This is a genomic window from Actinomadura sp. KC345 (assembly GCF_004348515.1).
GTDB lineage: Bacteria > Actinomycetota > Actinomycetes > Streptosporangiales > Streptosporangiaceae > Spirillospora.
On sequence record NZ_SMKH01000167.1, the window covers coordinates 1 to 16,437 of the forward strand.

Here is a 16,437-nt window from a genome sequence, read left to right on the forward strand (position 1 = left end):
ACACTGCTCAACCGATTCCTGCACAGTCCCCCAACCTCCAGTCCCCCACCACACCCCACGGGGCGAGGTGATGGCTTCGGGAGATACCCCCTTGGAGGGCACGGTGTGCCAGGTGAGCACCCCTCCAGCCGGGGCGTGGCAGGGGCCTCGGTGTGCGATGGCGGACGGGTTTTAGCCTCGGAAAGCCCGACCTCGGCCACGCCGGTGAGTCCGCGCATGGGCGTGCCTCAGGAGAATCCGACGGGCGCCGCGACCGGCCCCGCGTCCGTCAGGCCGCGCCGCCAGACCAGGTCCTCGACCGCGACACCCGGCCGCAGGCCCGGCACCCGCGCCGAGAGGGCCCGGAGTGCGGCGGTCAGCTTCGGGGGTCACCTCTCCCTGCGACTCGGCGCGCTCATTCACCACCATCCGGGTCGCCGCCATGCGGCGGATGTTCGTTCGCGAGTTTCCGGTCGTTCTCGGCCCACCTGCGGTGCCGGGTGGCGGCTTGCAGATGCAGGTCGGCCTCCTCCGGGTGGGCGGCGGCCATCCGTTCGAGGAGTTGCGCGGCCCGGTCATGCGCGTGCGCCGAGGAGATCATCGCCTCACGCGCGTACTCCGCGGTCTCTCGCGTGCGCACCGCACGCGGCTCACCATGCGCAGGGCCGTCCGGCAGCACGGCGGCGCCGCCTTCGGCCTTCCACCGGCTCCCGCGCGCCTTCACCCGGAGCGCGCGGTCTTCGCTGCCCATACCAGCCAGCCCGACGCCCGAGCCCGTCGCTCAACCAGCCCTCCAGACACGTCCGGCTACCTACCCCACCGCCCCTCAAATCAGCCCCAAGATTGAGTGAAGTCGAGCGTGCCCGATCCGCGCCGATCATGGCTGTGAACACGGCCTGCGGACTTGGCGCCCGGCGGGGTGCGGGCGGGTCGGTGCCGGCCCAGATAGAAGCGGTTCCTTGGTCGTCGGTGCATTCCGAGGTGACGCCGTAGGGCTGCTGTACGGAGTCGTGTCGTGATCATCTCTCCCCTGGTCAGAGGGGTCGCGCGTGGTCGCGGAGAGGCGATGACCGATCATGGAGAACGTGGTGATTCCCGAGGCCCTCTCGCTCTACACCACCGATGACGTGCGGATCGACGCAGGTCATCGGTGGGGCGACGGCGATCTGTGCTTCATCCTGGCGCACGGCTTCACGTGCTCGTGGCGGCACGCCGCCCTCCGCCGCATCGCCGGTGCCCTCAACCGGCGCGGCGGGGTCATCGCGCTCGACTTCCGTGGCCACGGCAGGTCCGGTGGGCAATCCACCGTCGGTGACCGCGAGATCCTCGACCTCGACGCGGCGGTCGCGGCTGCGCGCCGCCGGGGATACGGGCGGATCGCCGTCGCGGGGTTCTCCATGGGCGGTGCCATCGCCGTCCGGCACGCGGCATTGCACGGCGGGGTGGACGCGGTGGTCTCCGTCAGCGCGCCGGCCCGCTGGTACTACCGCGACACGGTGCCGATGCGGCGCGTGCACTGGGCGATCGAGCGACGCGTCGGGCGGCTGGCTGTGCGCCTGGCCCGCGGGACCCGGATCGCTCCACGAGGATGGGACCCCGTGCCAAAGGCTCCATTCGAGGTCGTCGGCCGGATCGCCCCCGTACCGCTCCTGGTCGTGCACGGGGACGCCGATCCGTTCTTTCCTCTGGAACATGGCCGGCAGTTGTACGGCGCCGCCCGCGACCCACGTGAACTGTGGGTGGAGCCGGATTTCGGCCACGCGGAAGTGGCCGCCACACCAGGCTTGATCAAGCGAATCGGCGATTGGGCCGCAGCCTCCAGTACCTAGGGACCAGCCCGGGTCGCCCCCACCTGTGAGCGCTGTCTGCGCGTGGTGGCGGTCTGCGCGGGCGGCCCGTCCGCCGCGGCCCCGATCTTCGTGGTGGACGAAGGGGCATCCGACGTTTTCCACATTGTCGCGGTCACCTCATGGAGGGGCGGCCACCCGACCATCATCGGTGCACATGGACGGATTCAGCCTTACCTGGAAGCGGACGGCCGGCGATTCGGTCGTCCCCGTCGGCCCCGGCGTCTATTTCGTCCCCGTGAAGGGGTCCTCGCTCGCCGTGCGATCGATCGCGCTCAGCAACCTGCTGCCGAAGGAGGCCGTCGTCGCACGCCGCACCGCGGCATGGATCTGGGGCTTGGACGTCTTACCCCCAGGGGTGGACGAGGCCGACTGGCCCGTCGACCTCATCACCTCGAACAAGCTCGAACCCGGGCCCGCCACGCCCGCCTCGTCGCGGAGTCCGGCCTCCTCACCACCGGCTTCGCTCGGCATCTCGTCGAGTCCGAGGGGGCCGTCCCCGGTCAGTGCCGACACGGTGGAACTCCCGGCCGAGCATGTCGTGGAGCGGGCGGGGGTGCGCCTGACATCCCTGGCCAGAACGGCTCTGGACTGTGCGCGCTGGCTCCCTCGCTACGAAGCGGTCGCGGCGTTGGACCAGTTCCTGCGGCGGGGAGTGGGCACCGACGAACTCGCCGTGATGGCCCGCGGTCTGCGCGGGTACCGCGGCAACAAGCGACTACGGGAGACCATCCGCGTCGGCGATCGCGGCGCGGCCTCGCCGGGCGAGAGCTGGACCCGGATGGCCGTCGTCGAATCCGGCTTTCCGCGTCCGCACACCCAGGTACCGGTGATGGGCCCGCACGGGGGGTGGCTTTACATCGACCTCGGCTATCCGGAATTGCGTGTCGGCCTCGAATACGACGGCGAACGCCATCACACCGGTTCCGGGGCCCGCACTCATGATGCGCGCCGCCGGTATTGGCTCGCCACGGAGATGGGGTGGGAGGTGATTTCCGTTACGAAGCATTTCCTGTACCGTCCAGCGCCCTATATGGAGGCGCTGCTGACCGCGCTCCTCCAGCGAGGCTGGGAACCTGATGACGCAACCATGGAACGCCTAGGCGCTCGCCTGGCCGTCCTCCAACGCCGCCGCTGACGGCCATTCCCTGACGGTGAAGCGCATATGGCGATCAGGGGGCGGCGCTGGGGGAGGTGCCTCGCTACTGCTGGCGATCCAGGAGGTTCGCCAGGCGTTTCGGGGCGATGAGACGATAACTGTCCTCGATGAGTTCGGCCATCTCGTCCCAATCGTGCTCGACCGTGAGGTTGGCGCCGACCCATCCCTTGCTGCCAACGTATTTCGGAACGAAGAAGCGCTCGGGATCCTCCGCCACGAGGGCCTCCTGGACGCCGGGCCCCGCCTTGAACATCATCGAGAGGCCGTCCTCGCTGGTCATGACGAACAGCTTGTCGCGAACCCGGAAGGACGGTGCCGTGTGCCCGCCGAACGGTTTCTCCGTCGCCTCCGGAAACGACAGGCAGATCTCCCGGATCCGCGAGTGCCCGTCGATGTCACTCATGTGCTTTCCTCCCCGTGGTCGCGACCTCAGCGCCCTTCCCACGACTCACCGTTCCCAGCGGGCCGGACGCATCCAGGTTCTCGGCAATCGTAGGCGCGAACCCGGTCCTCCGGCGGAGCCGGACCCGGTGAGAGCCGTCGGGGCCGGTTGCCGTGCGCTCCTTGGGTTCTGTTCCGCCCGCGTTGAGATCACTCCGCCTCCGCGGCAGTGCCTGGTCCTGGCCCAGGCATGGCGAAGCATGTCGGGGGAGGTGCCGTCGGTGCTGGTCGGTGCGTGCGGATGTGCAGCCGTAGCGTGCTTGAGGGGGGTGGTCGATCAAGGTGCGTGACGGTTCCTTCTTCCCCGCCTGTCTCCGCGGTGCGGTGGTGGGTGAGGCGTTGTTCACGGGTGGTCGGGGTGGGGGACGCGGCCCTGGGAAGCATGGGCCGCGTCCCCGAGGTCGGTCGGGTGGTGAGGGGCGAACGCCTTGTCGGGCGGCGCGTGTCCTGGTGAACGTGCTGGTGGGCGGGTTTCTTGCTGGGCGGCGCGCGGGTGGCTCGCCGGTCACGGGTCACTTGGCGGTGACGGCCGTGCTCGTGATTCTTTCGGGTGTGCATGGCCGCGGAACCCGGCTTTTCCGCTTGATGGAAGCCGTGCTGACGCGCGTCAGGCGATCGGTGATGGTCGTGGCGTCAGGCCTCACCGGGTCGGCCGAGGAAGTGGCGCCCGGTGCCGGGCGGTGGTGTTCGCAGAACGCGAGGTGACGGGTGGCTGCCGGTCTTGGTGAGCGGTTGTGATGGTGGCCGGGCAGGGGGTGAGTGAGGTGGAGGTCGTTGTTGGCGGACGGGCCGACCTCGCTGACGGGGTCGCCGGATTGACCCTGCGTGCCGCGGACGGGGGCGAGCTGCCGTCCTGGCGGCCCGGGGCGCATATAGATGTGGTGCTCGGTGAGGGGCTGGTCCGGCAGTACTCGCTGTGCGGCGACCCGGGCGACTCGCGGACATGGCGGGTCGGGGTGCTGAAGGAAGGGCTCGGGTCGACGGTCGTTCATGACCGGGTTCGTCAAGGCGACAGACTCACGACGCGCGGGCCTCGTAACAACTTTCCTCTGCAGCGGGCGCCCCGCTACCTGTTCCTCGCGGGCGGGATCGGCATCACGCCGATCCTGCCGATGGTGGCCGCCGCCGATGCCGCGGGGGCGGACTGGCGGCTCGTGTACGGCGGACGCCGGCGCTCCGCCATGGCATTCCTGGACGAGTTGTCCGGGTATGGGGAGCGGGTCGACGTCCGTCCCCAGGACGAGTGCGGCTTGCTCGACCTTGATGGCGCACTGGCGGCCGTTGCGCCCGGCACGCTGGTCTACTGCTGCGGTCCGGAGGCCATGCTCGCGGCGGCCGAGGAACGATGCGCCGCGTGGGGCGTGGGATCGCTGCGCACGGAGCGGTTCGCCCCGAAGGCCGTCACCGGCCCGGACGAGTCGTTCGAGGTCGAGCTCGCGGTGAGCGGCACGACCCTGGACGTCGAGCCCGGCCGCTCGATTCTGGAGACCGTGGAGAAGGCGGGCGTCAACGTTTTGTCGTCCTGCCGCGAGGGGACGTGCGGGACGTGCGAGACGCCCGTCCTCGAAGGCGAGCCCGACCACCGCGACTCGGTCCTGACCGAGGAGGAGCGCGCGGACGGCGGCTTCATGATGATCTGCGTCTCGCGCGCTCGCGGATCACGGCTCGTCCTCGAACTCTGAGCGCGGGCCAGGAGGGCGGGACGGCTCGCCGGTCAGGTGTGGATCGAGACGTGGGTGACGCCGGGCACGGTCCGGGCCAGGACGCCGGCTATCCGCTGGGCCGAATCGTCCGCTCGGCCTTGCAGTTCGACGGCGCCGTCGCGGACCGACACGTCCCAGGTCGAGCCGTCCGGGCCGTACTCGGCGATCGCCGCCAGGACGTCGTCCCGGATGCGGGCGTCGCAGCGGGCCAGGATCGCGATGAGGTCGCGGCGGCCGACGATGCCGACGACGGCGGAGCCGGCCAGCACGGGGACGCTCTTGATCCGCGTCTCCATCATCAGCTCGGCGAGCGCCGCCACGTCGGTGTTGGGCCGGACGGTCTCCACGTCGCGGGTCATGACGTCCTCGACCAGCCGAGGCGACGGGGCCGCGGGCGTGGCGACGGGCCGGAGGAACGCCCTCGGGTCGTTGTCGAACACGCCCTTGAGCAGGTCCATCTCGCTGACGATGCCGGCCAGCCGGCCCGGTTCGTCGACGACGGGAAGCGCGGTGATGCCGTGCTCGTGCAGGACGCGGACCGCCTGCCGGACGGTGGCCGTCCTCGGAATCGTCACGACGGGCGAGGTCATCGCCTCCCGGACCAGCATGGCGCGTCCTCCTTCCGGCCAGGACGCCGTTCACCTACCCGGGCGGGGCCGCCCTGACCCTCGCTTACAGCATCGCCCGGCGGGCGCCGCGAGCACAGGGCCCTTGGCCGTGCGCGTCAGAAGAGGGTCGGGGGCTCGGCCGGCTCCGGTTCGGGCAGCGGTTCGAGTCCGGGGACCAGGCTCCGCACCTCGTCGTGGAACCGGCGGGCGAGCGTCAGGGCCTCGGCGTTGTCCGGCGTGTGGACGAAGAAGGTCGGCGCGCGTCCCTCGCGGAGCCACTCGGCGGTCTTCCCGGCCCAGTACCGCCAGCCCTCGATCGTCTCCGCGGTGTCGTCCCGGCCGAGGTAGCGGACGATCGGACGGTCGGTCAGCGCCGCCGATCGGCGCGGTACGCGGGGCTTCTTCGTCCACGCGTCCCGTTCGGCGTCGCTGGACGGACGGGTCCGGAAGAACATGGTGGTGTCGAAGGGGACCCATTCGGCGCCGGCTCCGCCGAGGGCCCGTTCGAGGTCGCGCTCGCACCGCGGGTCCTCGAAGAAGGCGCGGTGGCGCACCTCGACGGCGTACCGGTGCTCCCGGGGCAGGCGGCGCAGGAAGCCCGCCAGCGTCCCGAGGTCCGCGGGGCCGAACGACCCCGGCAACTGCACCCACAGCGCGTGGGCCCGCGGCCCGAGCGGCTCGATCGCGTCCAGGAAGGCCCGGAGTCCCTCGCCGGCCCCGTCGAGGCGCAGCTCATGGGTGATCGGCCTCGGCAGCTTGACCACGAACCGGAAGTCCGGCGCGGTCTGCCGCGCCCAGGTCTCCACCGTGCTCCGCGACGGCGTCGCGTAGAAGGTCGTGTTGCCTTCGACGGCGTTGCACCAGCCCGCATAGGCCCGGAGCCGCTCGCCCGGAGGGAGCGGATGAGGCAGGAACCGCCCCTGCCACGACGGATGGGTCCACATCGCGCACCCCACGTGAAGCCGCATGAACCCGACGCTACCGAACCGCGGCCGCCTCGCGGGCCCCTCACCTGCCGCTCCGCCGGGCTTTGAACTCAGGGGCCCCAGGGTGCGTACCGACGCGTACATCAAGGATTCGGACCTTGGAGGAACCCCCATGAGGGCGAGAAAGAGTCGTCTGCGCACCGCGGTGACGTGCACCGCGGTGGCCGCCGGATCCGCGGGCCTCGTGGCCGGCTCGCTGTACGTGGTGCGGACGCCCGACCGGTCCGCCGGCGGGCAGGAGGCCGCCCTGACCGGCGAGCGGGCGGCGGCCGCCCGGCAGGACTCGGCCGGGGCGCTGGCGGCGAGGCTGACCGACCGGCTCGGCGTCCGCACGGCCGGCGCCTACGTCGACTCCGCGGGCCGCCCCGTCGTCACCGTCACCAACGCCGGCGACGCCGCCATGGTGCGCTCGGCCGGGGCCGTGCCCAAGATGACGCAGCGCAGCCCGGCGACCCTGAACCGGATCACCGCCACCCTCCGCCAGTCCTTCACGGGCGTGGCGGGCACCGGCTGGGCCGTCGACCCCGCGACGTCCAGGGTCACGGTCTGGACCGACGACTCGGTCACCGGGACGGAGATGGCGGACGTCCGCCGGACCGCCCGGCGGATGGGGGCGGCGGTGCGGATGGTCCGCATCGACGGACGCCTGCGCACTCTCGCGTTCGGCGGCGACCCGATCTTCGGCCAGGGGCCGCGCTGCTCGCACGGCTTCAACGTCACACGCGGCGCGCGGAGCTTCTTCCTCACCGCCGGGCACTGCGGCAACATCGTCGAGGACTGGACCGCCGACCGGTTCGGCGCCGAGCCGCTCGGGACGACGGTGGAGAGCAGTTTCCCCGGCGACGACTTCGCGCTCGTCCAGACCGAGGAGGCGGGGGAGAGCGCGGTCAACCTCTACAACGGCCAAGCCCAGGAGATCACCGAGGCCGGTGAGGCGGTCGTCGGCCAGGAGGTCGCGCGCAGCGGCAGCACCACCGGGCTGGCCGTCGGCCGCGTCCTCGCCACCGACGCCACGGTGAACTTCCCGGAGGGCACGGTCAGCGGCCTGATCCAGACCACGGTCTGCGCGGAGCCGGGCGACAGCGGGGGCGCGCTCTTCAGGGGGAGCACGGCCCTCGGCCTGACCTCGGGCGGCTCGGGCGACTGCCAAGTCGGCGGCGTCACGTTCTTCCAGCCGGTCAGCGAACCCATGGAGGCCTTCGGTCTCGACGTCTCGTGAGACCCCGCACTCTCGGAACGGGAAAGGTCGTCTGCCTCGGGAGGACCCGGACGACGCCGTTCCTCCGTCCGGCTACGTCTCGAACACCCGGCCGTCCGCGATGGTCGCGCGGACGTCGGCGGCGGAGAGCCGCGTGAGCGCCTCGCCGAGCGGGACGTGCAGAAGCACGAGCCCGGCGGCCTCGCGCGGCGCGGTGAGGTACGAACGGAGAGCGGACCGCGCCGTGAGGGCCTCGCTCCGTCCGACGACCGCGCCCGACCGCGCGGCGCGGTGGACGGCCGCCTCCATCACGGCCCAGGGGTCGAGCGGTCCGTAGGGCGCATCGCTGGACAGCGCGACCGGTACCCCGGCCTCGATCAGGCTCCGGCACCGGTAGAGGTCGGGCAGGTCCTCGGCCGGCACGTCGCGCAGGTAGTCGTCTCCGCGGTCGGCGACGAACCCGGGCTGCGTGACCACCCGGAGCCCGCGCCGCGCCAGGTCGGGGACGCTCTCGGCCGGAATGAGCGCGCCGTGCTCGACGCGGTCGCCGTCCAGGACCCCGGTGTCGTCGAACGCCGCCAGGAGGAGCAGGAGCGCCTCCCGGGTGACGCAGTGCACCGCGACGGGCCGCGCCCGCTCGTGGGCGAGCCTGATCCGCCCGATCAGGTCGCCGAGAGACGGCAGCCCCGAGTCGGCCAGGACGATCTTGTACGGGCCCGTGCCGACGCGCGGGTGCGAGGTGCTCGCGTCCAGCGGCACGCCGAGAAGGCGCACGCGCTGGGGGAGTGCCCCGTCCCGGGCGGCCTCCTCGATCGATGCGAGCGCCGTGTCCGTGAGGTCGGGCGTCGCGTCCGTCACGGCGGTGATGCCGAGCCGCGCCAGATCCCGCCCGACCTGGCCGAGATCCATGGGTCGCGGCGCGGGGAGACGGGCCCGAAGCCAGCCGTCCGCCCGCCACAGCCGCCCGGTGGGGCGCCCGCCGCCGTCGCGCTCGATCCCCGGGTGATCACCCGGATCCAGGCCCGCCTCCCGGGCGGCCGCCGAGTTGAGGACCCACAGCGCGCCGCTGCGGTGCTGTACCCGCACCGGCACGTCGGCCCGCAGGGCGTCGAGCGCGGCGGCGTCGAGGTCTCCGGCGACGCCCTCGGCGTAACCGACGCCGCGCACCCAGCCGCTTTCGTCGGGCACGGCGTTCCGCAGCGCCGTGCGGAGCCCGTCCCGTCCGGTCACGGACGGCGGCCCGCAGGGGACCGACCGCCTCCAGGCCGCCAGCGCGTGCAGGTGCAGATGGTCATCGCGCAGCCCCGGGATCAGCGCGCCCCCGCCGCACTCGACGACCCGCTCGCCGGGCCGCCGCGCCAGCCCGCTCCCGATGTCGGCGACCGTCTCGCCGGCCACCCGCACATCGGCGCGCTCCCGCCCGCCGATCTCCGCGTCCCGCAGCAGGAGCCCGCTCATGGGACCGGGATCCCGAGGGCGGTCAGGACCTCGGCGGTGTGCCGCCCCATCGCCGGAGCGGCGCCGGACGGTCGGCGCCGTGCCGGACCGGTGACCGGGACGGCCCCGTCCCCGGTCTCGATCAGCCAGGCGTCGCCGTGCCGGACCGCGGACGGGCTGGGAGACGGATCGCCAGGGGGGAGGGTGGCCGCGACGACATCGCGCATGGAGACGTCCCAGAGGACACCGGCGCCGTCCGGCGGCGCGGTCGCCGCCAGGCCGGCGGCGGTCAGGCCGGTGAGAGGGTCGGCGATGGCGTCGCCGCAGAAGAGCGGAGCGCCGTCCCCGTCGCGGCAGACCAGACCGCCCGCGGCGGCCACGTCGTCGCCGAAGCCCACGCGGTCCTCGTCGCGGCCGTAGGCGGTGATGGAGACCCAGGTGGTGCCCGCGGCGACCGCGGCCCCCGCGTCCAGGCCGAAGCGGGCGAGGGCGCGCGGCCGGGACGCCTCGATGACGATGTCGGCCGCGTCCACCAGGGCGGCCAGCGCACGGCGTCCGGCGGGGACGGCCGGGTCCAGGACGACCGAGCGGTGGCCGGCGTGGAGGAGGTCGTAGAAGCCGGCGTCGCCGCGCCGGGCTCCGTCCGGGCGGCCGGGAGTCTCGACCTTGACGACGCGGGCTCCGGCCAGCCCGAGCAGGTGGGCGCACAGCGGGCCGGCCCACAGCGCGCTGAAATCGACCACCAGCGCGTCCTTCAACGGACGCGGCGACAGCGGGCGCGGGACGCGCGGCGAGGCGGGCGCCGCCTGGACCGGTCCGGCGGCGATCCCCAGGAGCGCGGCGCGTTCGGCCAGTTCGGCGCCGGTATGGCCGCGCAACCAGGGTGCGACGACCGGCCAAGGATCATCGTTCACCCGCGCTCCGGCGAGAGCGCCGAGAAGCGCGGGGTCGTCGGGACGGGCGCAGGAGACCGCGGCCCAGCCGTCCGCCGTGGGAAGAAGGCGGCAGGCGCCCCCGGCGGACGTGCGCCCCCCGCGCCGATGGCCGGTGAAGGCGGCGCGTTCGGACAGGAGGCGGGCGCCGTCCACACCGAACCGCTCGCCCAGCCCGGCGGCCGCCGCGGCGGCGCTCCCCGGCGGGACCAGCGGCGGCCCGGCGGGGTGGCCGCAGAGAAGCGGCACACCCGACGCCGCCCAGGTCAGGAGCGGATCCGGCCCGCTCACCCGCGACGCCTCGTCCTCGCCCGGCGGCATGGCCCGACGATACACTCCGGACCTTGCAGTCTCCCGGCGAGAGGGACCGGCCGTGCACATCTCCATCGCCGACCTCGCGGACGGGGCGGCGGACCTGCCGCTCCTCGGACCGGACGGCGGCGTGCGCGATCCGCTCGCGGTCGTCGAGCTGGCGCCCGCCGAGCCCGGCGTCGTCGAGCGCGCCGTGCGCCGGGCCCGCGAGTGCGACCGGATCCTCGTGGGCGTCGGGCCCGGCGATCCGCGGCTCGCCCGCGCGCTGGACCTCACGTTCGGGCCGGGCGGCCGGGAGACCGTCGCGGCCGGGGATCCGGACGGCGTGCGCGAGGCCGTCGCGCGCAACCCGCGGGCGTCCCTGATGCTGCGCGACGTCCTGCGGGCGACCGAGAGCCTGCCCGTCCACGCGGCGCTGGACGTCGAGTCCTACGCCTACTCCGCGCTGCTCGGCGGGGCGGAGTTCGCGGCCTGGCTGTCGCTGCGCGGCCCGCGCCCGCTCCCGCCCGAGGCCGCCGAGCCCGTGGTGGTCACGCGGGACGGCGACCGCCTGTCGGTCACGCTGAACCGCCCGGAGCGGCGCAACGCCTTCGGACGCCGACTGCGCGACGCGCTCGTGGACGCACTGGCCGTCGCCGTCGCCGACAAGGACGTCACGCTCGTCCTCCAGGGGGCGGGGCCCGCGTTCTGCTCCGGCGGGGACCTGGACGAGTTCGGCACCGCCCCCGATCTCGCGACCGCGCATCTCGTCCGGACGAGGGGCGGCGCGGGGCGCCTGATCCACCGGCTCGCCGACCGCGTCGAGGTCAGCGCGCACGGCCCCTGCGTCGGCGCGGGCATCGAGCTCCCCGCCTTCGCGGGACGGGTCACGGCCCGTCCGGGCACGACGTTCCGGCTGCCCGAGGTCTCCATGGGCCTGATCCCGGGGGCGGGCGGGACGGTGAGCATCCCGCGCCGCGTCGGCCGCTGGCGCACCCTCTTCATGGCGCTCACCGGGGTCCCCGTCGACGTCGGCACCGCACTGGCCTGGGGTCTCATCGACGAGGTGACGGCGGCCTGACGCGCGCCGGCCGCCGCTTCACGGGTGGTGGCCCAGGAACCCTCCGAAGGCCCCCTCGTGGTAGAGCAGCGGCGACCGCCGGCGGTTCAGGAGCACCCGCCTGACGTGCCCGACGACGAGCCAGTGGTCGCCGATCACGCGGGTCTCGTGGCGCCCGCAGACGAGGTGGGCCGTGGCGCCGTCGATCAGCGGGACGTCCTCGTCGCTCGGGCGCCACGCCGTGGGCGGGGCGAACCGGTCGGCACCCGGGTCGGCGAAGCGCGCGGCCAGCCCGGACTGGTTCTCCGCCAGGAGATGGACACCGAACACACCGGCCCGGCTGAGCCGGGGCCAGGTGGTGGAGGAGTCGGCGATGTAGAAGGAGATCAGCGGCGGCGTGAGGCTGACGCTGGTGAACGACGTGGCGGTCAGCCCGACGGGGGTGCCGTCGACCGCGGCGGTGACGGCGACGACGCCGCTGGCATGGCGGGCCAGCGCGTTCCGGAACGCCTCCGCGCCGGCGCCGCCGAGGCGCTCCCGTCGCGCGGCGAGGTGCGCAGCGTCCATGGGGTTGCTCCTTTCGTGCCCGGAGTTCGCCGGGGGATGCGGACGTACGGGCCCGGTCCGGCCGCCGCGCCGCCGTGACCGGACCGGACCCGCGCCCAGGGGAGACCGCTCGGATCGGCCGTGAGCGGGCCTCGGCCGATCCGGCTCTCCAGCCGTGTCACCCCCGGGAGCCGGCGTCCGCCGCCCGGCCCGGCGAGGGCGGGGTCACCATTGCGCGGACTCCTCGGTGGCGAGCCGCACCAGGCGCCCGCCCGCGAGTTCGTAGCGGTTCACGGTCGTGAGCGGCGGCGAGTACGCGTGCACGCTGACCGCGGGCGCGGTCGAGACGTTGCGGACCTCGTGCACGTAGTCGGCGCCGAACGCCCGGGGCTCTCCCGCCCGGAGCCGGCGTACCGCGCCGAGATCCCGCTCCTCCAGGGCGCCGAGCGCGACCGCGAAGGCCCCCCGGGAGCCGCCGTGGTCGTGCAGCCCCGTGGACTGGCCCGGCAGCCAGCTGATCAGCCAGATCTCCCGGTCGCCGTCGTGGTGGAGGCGCTCGTACCAGCGCCCCTGCGGGCTGAGCCGCACGCGGGGCAGCCAGTCGTCGCAGTACTCGGCCAGCTCCGCGACCGTCGCGGCCAGGGCCGTGGCCTGCGCCGCGGTCGTGCTCGTCGTCATCCTGTTCCTCTCCATGGTGCAGCGGGCGGTCGGTCAGGCGCGGTGAGCCGACACAGACAGCCGGCCAGCCGCCCGAGATCCACGTGCGGTCGCCGCCACAGAGAGAGCCCCGAATGCATGGGCCCATCATGGAGAAAATTCCATACTTAGTCAATCTGAATAGTCCAGTACGACGCCCGGCTCGGGTGTCCGGTCACGTGGTTTCCGGACCCGAAGCCCGAGGCATGCAGCCCTCGTGAGATAGGTTTGTCCGGCAAAGCCGCAGAAAGAGGACCATGAACCAACCCTGGGGCATGCCCCCGCAACAGCCTTCGCCAGGCGGGTACGGGCAGCCGGGCGGGCACCAGTGGGCGGGCCACGCCCCTGCCGGTCAAGGCCAGGTGCTCCTCGACATCAAGTACCACCCGCTGGCGTTCATGTACAGCTTCTTCTCACCCGTGATCACGCTGAACGGGCAGCGCGTCCGCGGCAGGTGGGGCCCCAACGCGCTGCCGCTTCCGCGGGCCACCATCAGCTGGGGATCCACATCCCCTACATCCTGCCGCCGGAGATCGGGCGCGCCGGGGCGACCGTGCCGGTGCAACCGGGCGCGCAGCTGCATCTCGAATACCGCGCGCCCATGGTCGCCTTCATGGGCGGCGCGCTCGGCGCTCCACCGCAGAAGTGGCCGGGCATCGCCGCGATGTACGTGGTCTTCGGCCTGACCTTCGTCCTCCTGGCTCTGATAGTGATCCTGGCCGTCGTCGCCGCGGCAAGCGCCCCCTGACCGAGACGAGCCGTCGATACGCATCGCGTTCGCACTCGGTGTGTTCTCGCATGCCTGAGTCGTTCCCGTCCGTCAGGAGTGGTTGTGGAGCAGGACCGCGTGCAGCGCACCCGGGACCCGGACCCGCGGGGCCCGGCACCGCGGATCCAGCGCCGCGTCCAGACGGTTCTGGTCTCCTCGCAGCTGCTCAGCGGCGCGGGGCTGGCCGCCGGGATCACGGTCGGCGCCCTGCTGGCCCAGGACATGCTCGGCGCCACCGACCTGGCCGGCCTGCCCAGCGCCCTGTTCACCGCCGGGTCGGCGCTGGCCGCCGTCGCCGTCGGCCGCGTCTCTCAGGCCCGCGGGCGCCGGCCGGGCCTGGCCGCCGGTTACCTCACCGGTGCCGTCGGCAGCGCCGGGGTCCTGGTCGCTGCCGCCACCGACACGCCCTGGCTCCTGTTCGCCGCCCTGTTCCTCTACGGCGCCGGCACCGCCACCAACCTGCAGGCCCGCTACGCCGGAGCCGACCTGGCCTCTCCCGCCCATCGCGCACGGGCCGTCTCCACCGTCCTGGTCGCCACCACCCTCGGTGGAGTCATCGGGCCGAACCTCGCCTCGCCCACCGGCCACCTTGCCCATGCCGTGGGCATCCCCCACCTGGCAGGCCCGTTCATCCTCGCCACCGCCGCCTATGCCTTGGCCGCCCTGGTCCTGGCCGTCTGGCTGCGCCCCGACCCGCTTCTCCTCGCCCGCAGCCTCCACCTCCAGGAATCCGCAGCCGCGGCACAGGACGCGGGGAAGACCGACCCGTCCGCACAGGACACGACCGCGGGCGGTACGCGCGGTGTTCTGCTCGGGGCGACGGTGATGATCCTCACCCAGCTGGTGATGGTCGCGGTCATGACGATGACCCCCGTCCACATGGACGACCACGGCCACGGCACCGGTGCCTCCGGCCTGGTCATCGCCATCCATGTCGCCGCCATGTACCTGCCCTCCCCGCTGACCGGCCGGCTGGTCGACCGCCGCGGCCGCCGCACCATCGCCTCGGCCTCCGGAATCACCCTCCTGGCGTCGGGGATCGTCGCCGCCCTCGCCCCGGGCGACTCGGTCGCGCTGCTGGCCCTCGGCCTCGCCCTGCTCGGACTCGGCTGGAACTTCGGCCTGATCTCCGGCACCGCGATCATCACCGACTCCGTGCCCCTGGCCACCCGCGCCAAGACCCAGGGCATGGTCGACGTCGCGATCGCCCTGGCCGGCGCCACCGGGGGCCTGGCCTCGGGCATGGTCGTCGCCACCGCCGGCTTCCCCTTCCTCGCCCTGGCGGGCGGCGTCCTCGCCCTCGCGGTCCTGCCCGCCATCGCCGCGACCGCACGCGTCCGGTGAGCCGGGCCGCCACGTCAGCGGGTGATCCTGTCGGACCGCTGGTCGGTCCGCGCCCGCTCGCCGTCCCGTAGGCCGCGCCACAGGAACGCACCGGCCGCGGCGGCGGCCACGGCCGCGAGGCCCGCCAGGAGCCGGCCGTCCGGTACGGCGGTGCCGACGGACGGCCCTGCGCGAGTGGATCGTCCGCGCGGTGCGGACGGCGTGGGAAGGTTTCAGGAGGAGCCGGGCAGGCCGACCGGGCAGTCGATCTCACCGACGAGGCGCCGTACCGCCGCCGCGACCAGCAGCGCGATCGACAGCAGGGCCACGACCGGCTGCAGCGGGGCCCAGATCGTCAGCGCGCCGGATGTGCCCAGCAGCAGGAGGACCGCCTCGTTGCACACCGGGCAGCCGATCGCGAGGAACGACAGCGCGCCGCCGAGCGGCCCCAGGCGCCGCCCGGCGACCGCCTCGGCGGTGGGCGGACGGCCGATGTAATTGGCCCGGCCAGCCCGGCCAGCCCGGCCGTGGCGGACGCCCGTACGGACGGGCGAACGAGGATCATCGGATGGACTCCGTTCAGTCGGATCTCAGGGCCCGGAAGAACGGGGCCTCTAGATCCGCATAACGCAGAGTCCGGCGAGGTCGGGCGATGGCGGCGCGGGTCCGGGACGCGTTCCCGGAACGGCCGCGCCCGGTGCCGCCGCGCGTTCGGCGAGCGGGATCGGGACGATGACCGCCGGAACCGGCAGCGGCTGGGCGGCGGGCGCGAACGAGGGCCATGGCTGATCGGCGTCGCGGCGCCGCGTCCGGCGATGAAGCCGAGAGGAGCGGTTCTGAGGCGGCTCACTGCCTAAACTCGCGGCGTCGGCGGTCAAGGCCGTCGATGCATCGAAATGTTGCCTACAAAGGAGAGATACAGATGACATGCGGGAATTGCGGTGGACGCCTGGTCGGCAAGACGGGCAAGGATGGCACCCCCGTTTGGGTGTGCCCGAACCGTGACTGATTGGTGATTGGGTTCGTTAACTGATTGACCGGCTCCCACGCGCATGCGTGGGGGACCGGTTCTTTCTCAGAAATCGTTGAGCGGGCGTTCGGTGGCCATGACCTTGCCGGACCGCGGCGTCACGGAAACCGGGTCCGGGCTCGTGCAGGGCCGGGGCCTCACGGCGTGGACCGGCCGGCGAGCCAGCACTGCCGCCCGGCCGCGGACGGGCCGTCGTGCCGCCCGCGCGGGATCCGCGATCGTGTACGTGCTGACCAGCGCATGTGCGTGGCGGCATCTGCCGGGTGAGTCCGGGGCGAGCGTGGCGGCCGCCCATCGGCGGCTACCCTCCCGCTTTCATGGCGGGTTGATTCCGACTGGCCGTTGACATGAGAAAAGTGCTCCTGAACTGGGAGGATAGGGCTTGCTGAAGGTCCTGTCCGCACCAAGTTCTGGAGCACTTTCCAAGTGAAG

Annotated in this window: 17 protein-coding genes; 8 read left to right on the plus strand and 9 right to left on the minus strand. The window is 73.2% G+C overall.

Annotation, left to right across the window (positions count from 1 at the left end):
- Positions 1-394: 394 nt before the first annotated feature.
- On the minus strand, positions 395-730 hold the full coding sequence (locus E1281_RS24675) for a hypothetical protein (protein WP_131882044.1): 336 nt from the start codon (positions 728-730) through the stop codon (positions 395-397).
- Positions 731-1,055: 325 nt separating this feature from the next.
- On the opposite strand from E1281_RS24675, the gene E1281_RS24680 reads away from it, so the two are divergent.
- Entirely contained in the window at positions 1,056-1,808 is a 753-nt protein-coding gene (locus E1281_RS24680) for an alpha/beta fold hydrolase (protein WP_131882045.1), read from the plus strand.
- Positions 1,809-1,983: 175 nt separating this feature from the next.
- A complete protein-coding gene (locus E1281_RS24685) occupies positions 1,984-2,964 on the plus strand; it encodes a hypothetical protein (protein ID WP_131882046.1) in 981 nt (326 codons plus the stop codon).
- 64 nt (positions 2,965-3,028) lie between these two features.
- Here the strand turns inward: E1281_RS24685 and E1281_RS24690 are convergent, their stop codons facing one another.
- Entirely contained in the window at positions 3,029-3,388 is a 360-nt protein-coding gene (locus tag E1281_RS24690; RefSeq protein WP_131882047.1) for an MmcQ/YjbR family DNA-binding protein, read from the minus strand.
- Positions 3,389-3,876: 488 nt separating this feature from the next.
- Between E1281_RS24690 and E1281_RS24695 the strand changes: the two genes are divergently transcribed.
- Complete coding sequence (locus E1281_RS24695; protein ID WP_131882048.1) at positions 3,877-4,131, plus strand: hypothetical protein; 255 nt, start codon at positions 3,877-3,879, stop codon at positions 4,129-4,131.
- A 59-nt stretch (positions 4,132-4,190) separates the two neighbouring features.
- Positions 4,191-5,108: a PDR/VanB family oxidoreductase gene (locus E1281_RS24700; RefSeq protein ID WP_243717360.1), complete on the plus strand. Its 918-nt coding sequence runs from the start codon at positions 4,191-4,193 to the stop codon at positions 5,106-5,108.
- Positions 5,109-5,140: 32 nt separating this feature from the next.
- On the opposite strand, the gene E1281_RS24705 is transcribed toward E1281_RS24700, so the two are convergent.
- Together E1281_RS24705 and E1281_RS24710 are read right to left on the minus strand one after the other, a co-directional pair.
- Entirely contained in the window at positions 5,141-5,737 is a 597-nt protein-coding gene (locus tag E1281_RS24705) for a CBS domain-containing protein (RefSeq protein ID WP_131882050.1), read from the minus strand.
- A gap of 116 nt (positions 5,738-5,853) precedes the next feature.
- Positions 5,854-6,705, minus strand: coding sequence for a DUF72 domain-containing protein (locus E1281_RS24710; protein WP_131882051.1), 852 nt, complete (start codon positions 6,703-6,705; stop codon positions 5,854-5,856).
- A gap of 130 nt (positions 6,706-6,835) precedes the next feature.
- Between E1281_RS24710 and E1281_RS24715 the strand changes: the two genes are divergently transcribed.
- Complete coding sequence (locus E1281_RS24715; RefSeq protein ID WP_131882052.1) at positions 6,836-7,942, plus strand: S1 family peptidase; 1,107 nt, start codon at positions 6,836-6,838, stop codon at positions 7,940-7,942.
- A gap of 72 nt (positions 7,943-8,014) precedes the next feature.
- On the opposite strand, the gene E1281_RS24720 is transcribed toward E1281_RS24715, so the two are convergent.
- Positions 8,015-9,379 (minus strand): amidohydrolase family protein, encoded by a 1,365-nt coding sequence (locus E1281_RS24720; protein ID WP_131882053.1) that lies wholly within the window; start codon positions 9,377-9,379, stop codon positions 8,015-8,017.
- The gene (locus E1281_RS24725) at positions 9,376-10,611 is read right to left on the minus strand and encodes a CoA transferase (protein ID WP_131882054.1); all 1,236 of its coding nucleotides are present in this window, start codon (positions 10,609-10,611) and stop codon (positions 9,376-9,378) included. The genes E1281_RS24720 and E1281_RS24725 overlap by 4 nt, the downstream gene beginning before the upstream one ends.
- Before the next feature lie 52 nt (positions 10,612-10,663).
- Here E1281_RS24725 and E1281_RS24730 point away from each other — a divergent pair, with 52 nt between their 5' ends.
- Positions 10,664-11,662 carry an enoyl-CoA hydratase/isomerase family protein gene (locus E1281_RS24730; RefSeq protein ID WP_207943472.1) on the plus strand — a complete coding sequence of 333 codons (999 nt, stop codon included), beginning with the start codon at positions 10,664-10,666 and terminating at the stop codon, positions 11,660-11,662.
- 18 nt (positions 11,663-11,680) lie between these two features.
- On the opposite strand, the gene E1281_RS24735 is transcribed toward E1281_RS24730, so the two are convergent.
- Both E1281_RS24735 and E1281_RS24740 read right to left on the minus strand, forming a co-directional pair.
- A complete protein-coding gene (locus E1281_RS24735) occupies positions 11,681-12,208 on the minus strand; it encodes a flavin reductase family protein (protein WP_131882056.1) in 528 nt (175 codons plus the stop codon).
- A 204-nt stretch (positions 12,209-12,412) separates the two neighbouring features.
- A complete protein-coding gene (locus tag E1281_RS24740) occupies positions 12,413-12,865 on the minus strand; it encodes a cysteine dioxygenase family protein (protein WP_131882057.1) in 453 nt (150 codons plus the stop codon).
- Between the two features lie 571 nt (positions 12,866-13,436).
- On the opposite strand from E1281_RS24740, the gene E1281_RS24745 reads away from it, so the two are divergent.
- Positions 13,437-13,631 (plus strand): hypothetical protein, encoded by a 195-nt coding sequence (locus E1281_RS24745; RefSeq protein ID WP_131882058.1) that lies wholly within the window; start codon positions 13,437-13,439, stop codon positions 13,629-13,631.
- Between the two features lie 84 nt (positions 13,632-13,715).
- Positions 13,716-14,996, plus strand: coding sequence for an MFS transporter (locus tag E1281_RS24750; protein ID WP_243717363.1), 1,281 nt, complete (start codon positions 13,716-13,718; stop codon positions 14,994-14,996).
- Positions 14,997-15,208: 212 nt separating this feature from the next.
- Here E1281_RS24750 and E1281_RS24755 read toward each other — a convergent pair whose 3' ends face one another.
- On the minus strand, positions 15,209-15,379 hold the full coding sequence (locus E1281_RS24755; RefSeq protein ID WP_207943473.1) for a hypothetical protein: 171 nt from the start codon (positions 15,377-15,379) through the stop codon (positions 15,209-15,211).
- Between the last annotated feature and the right edge of the window lie 1,058 nt (positions 15,380-16,437).

What these genes read in the sequence shown, in the direction of transcription:
- E1281_RS24740 (WP_131882057.1), bottom strand. Translation starts at nt 12,865, where the DNA reads ATGACGACGAGCACGACCGCGGCGCAGGCCACGGCCCTGGCCGCGACG.
- E1281_RS24680 (WP_131882045.1), top strand. Translation starts at nt 1,056, where the DNA reads ATGGAGAACGTGGTGATTCCCGAGGCCCTCTCGCTCTACACCACCGAT.
- E1281_RS24710 (WP_131882051.1), bottom strand. Translation starts at nt 6,705, where the DNA reads ATGCGGCTTCACGTGGGGTGCGCGATGTGGACCCATCCGTCGTGGCAG.
- E1281_RS24675 (WP_131882044.1), bottom strand. Translation starts at nt 730, where the DNA reads ATGGGCAGCGAAGACCGCGCGCTCCGGGTGAAGGCGCGCGGGAGCCGG.
- E1281_RS24685 (WP_131882046.1), top strand. Translation starts at nt 1,984, where the DNA reads ATGGACGGATTCAGCCTTACCTGGAAGCGGACGGCCGGCGATTCGGTC.
- E1281_RS24720 (WP_131882053.1), bottom strand. Translation starts at nt 9,379, where the DNA reads ATGAGCGGGCTCCTGCTGCGGGACGCGGAGATCGGCGGGCGGGAGCGC.
- E1281_RS24715 (WP_131882052.1), top strand. Translation starts at nt 6,836, where the DNA reads ATGAGGGCGAGAAAGAGTCGTCTGCGCACCGCGGTGACGTGCACCGCG.
- E1281_RS24690 (WP_131882047.1), bottom strand. Translation starts at nt 3,388, where the DNA reads ATGAGTGACATCGACGGGCACTCGCGGATCCGGGAGATCTGCCTGTCG.
- E1281_RS24735 (WP_131882056.1), bottom strand. Translation starts at nt 12,208, where the DNA reads ATGGACGCTGCGCACCTCGCCGCGCGACGGGAGCGCCTCGGCGGCGCC.
- E1281_RS24725 (WP_131882054.1), bottom strand. Translation starts at nt 10,611, where the DNA reads ATGCCGCCGGGCGAGGACGAGGCGTCGCGGGTGAGCGGGCCGGATCCG.
- E1281_RS24705 (WP_131882050.1), bottom strand. Translation starts at nt 5,737, where the DNA reads ATGCTGGTCCGGGAGGCGATGACCTCGCCCGTCGTGACGATTCCGAGG.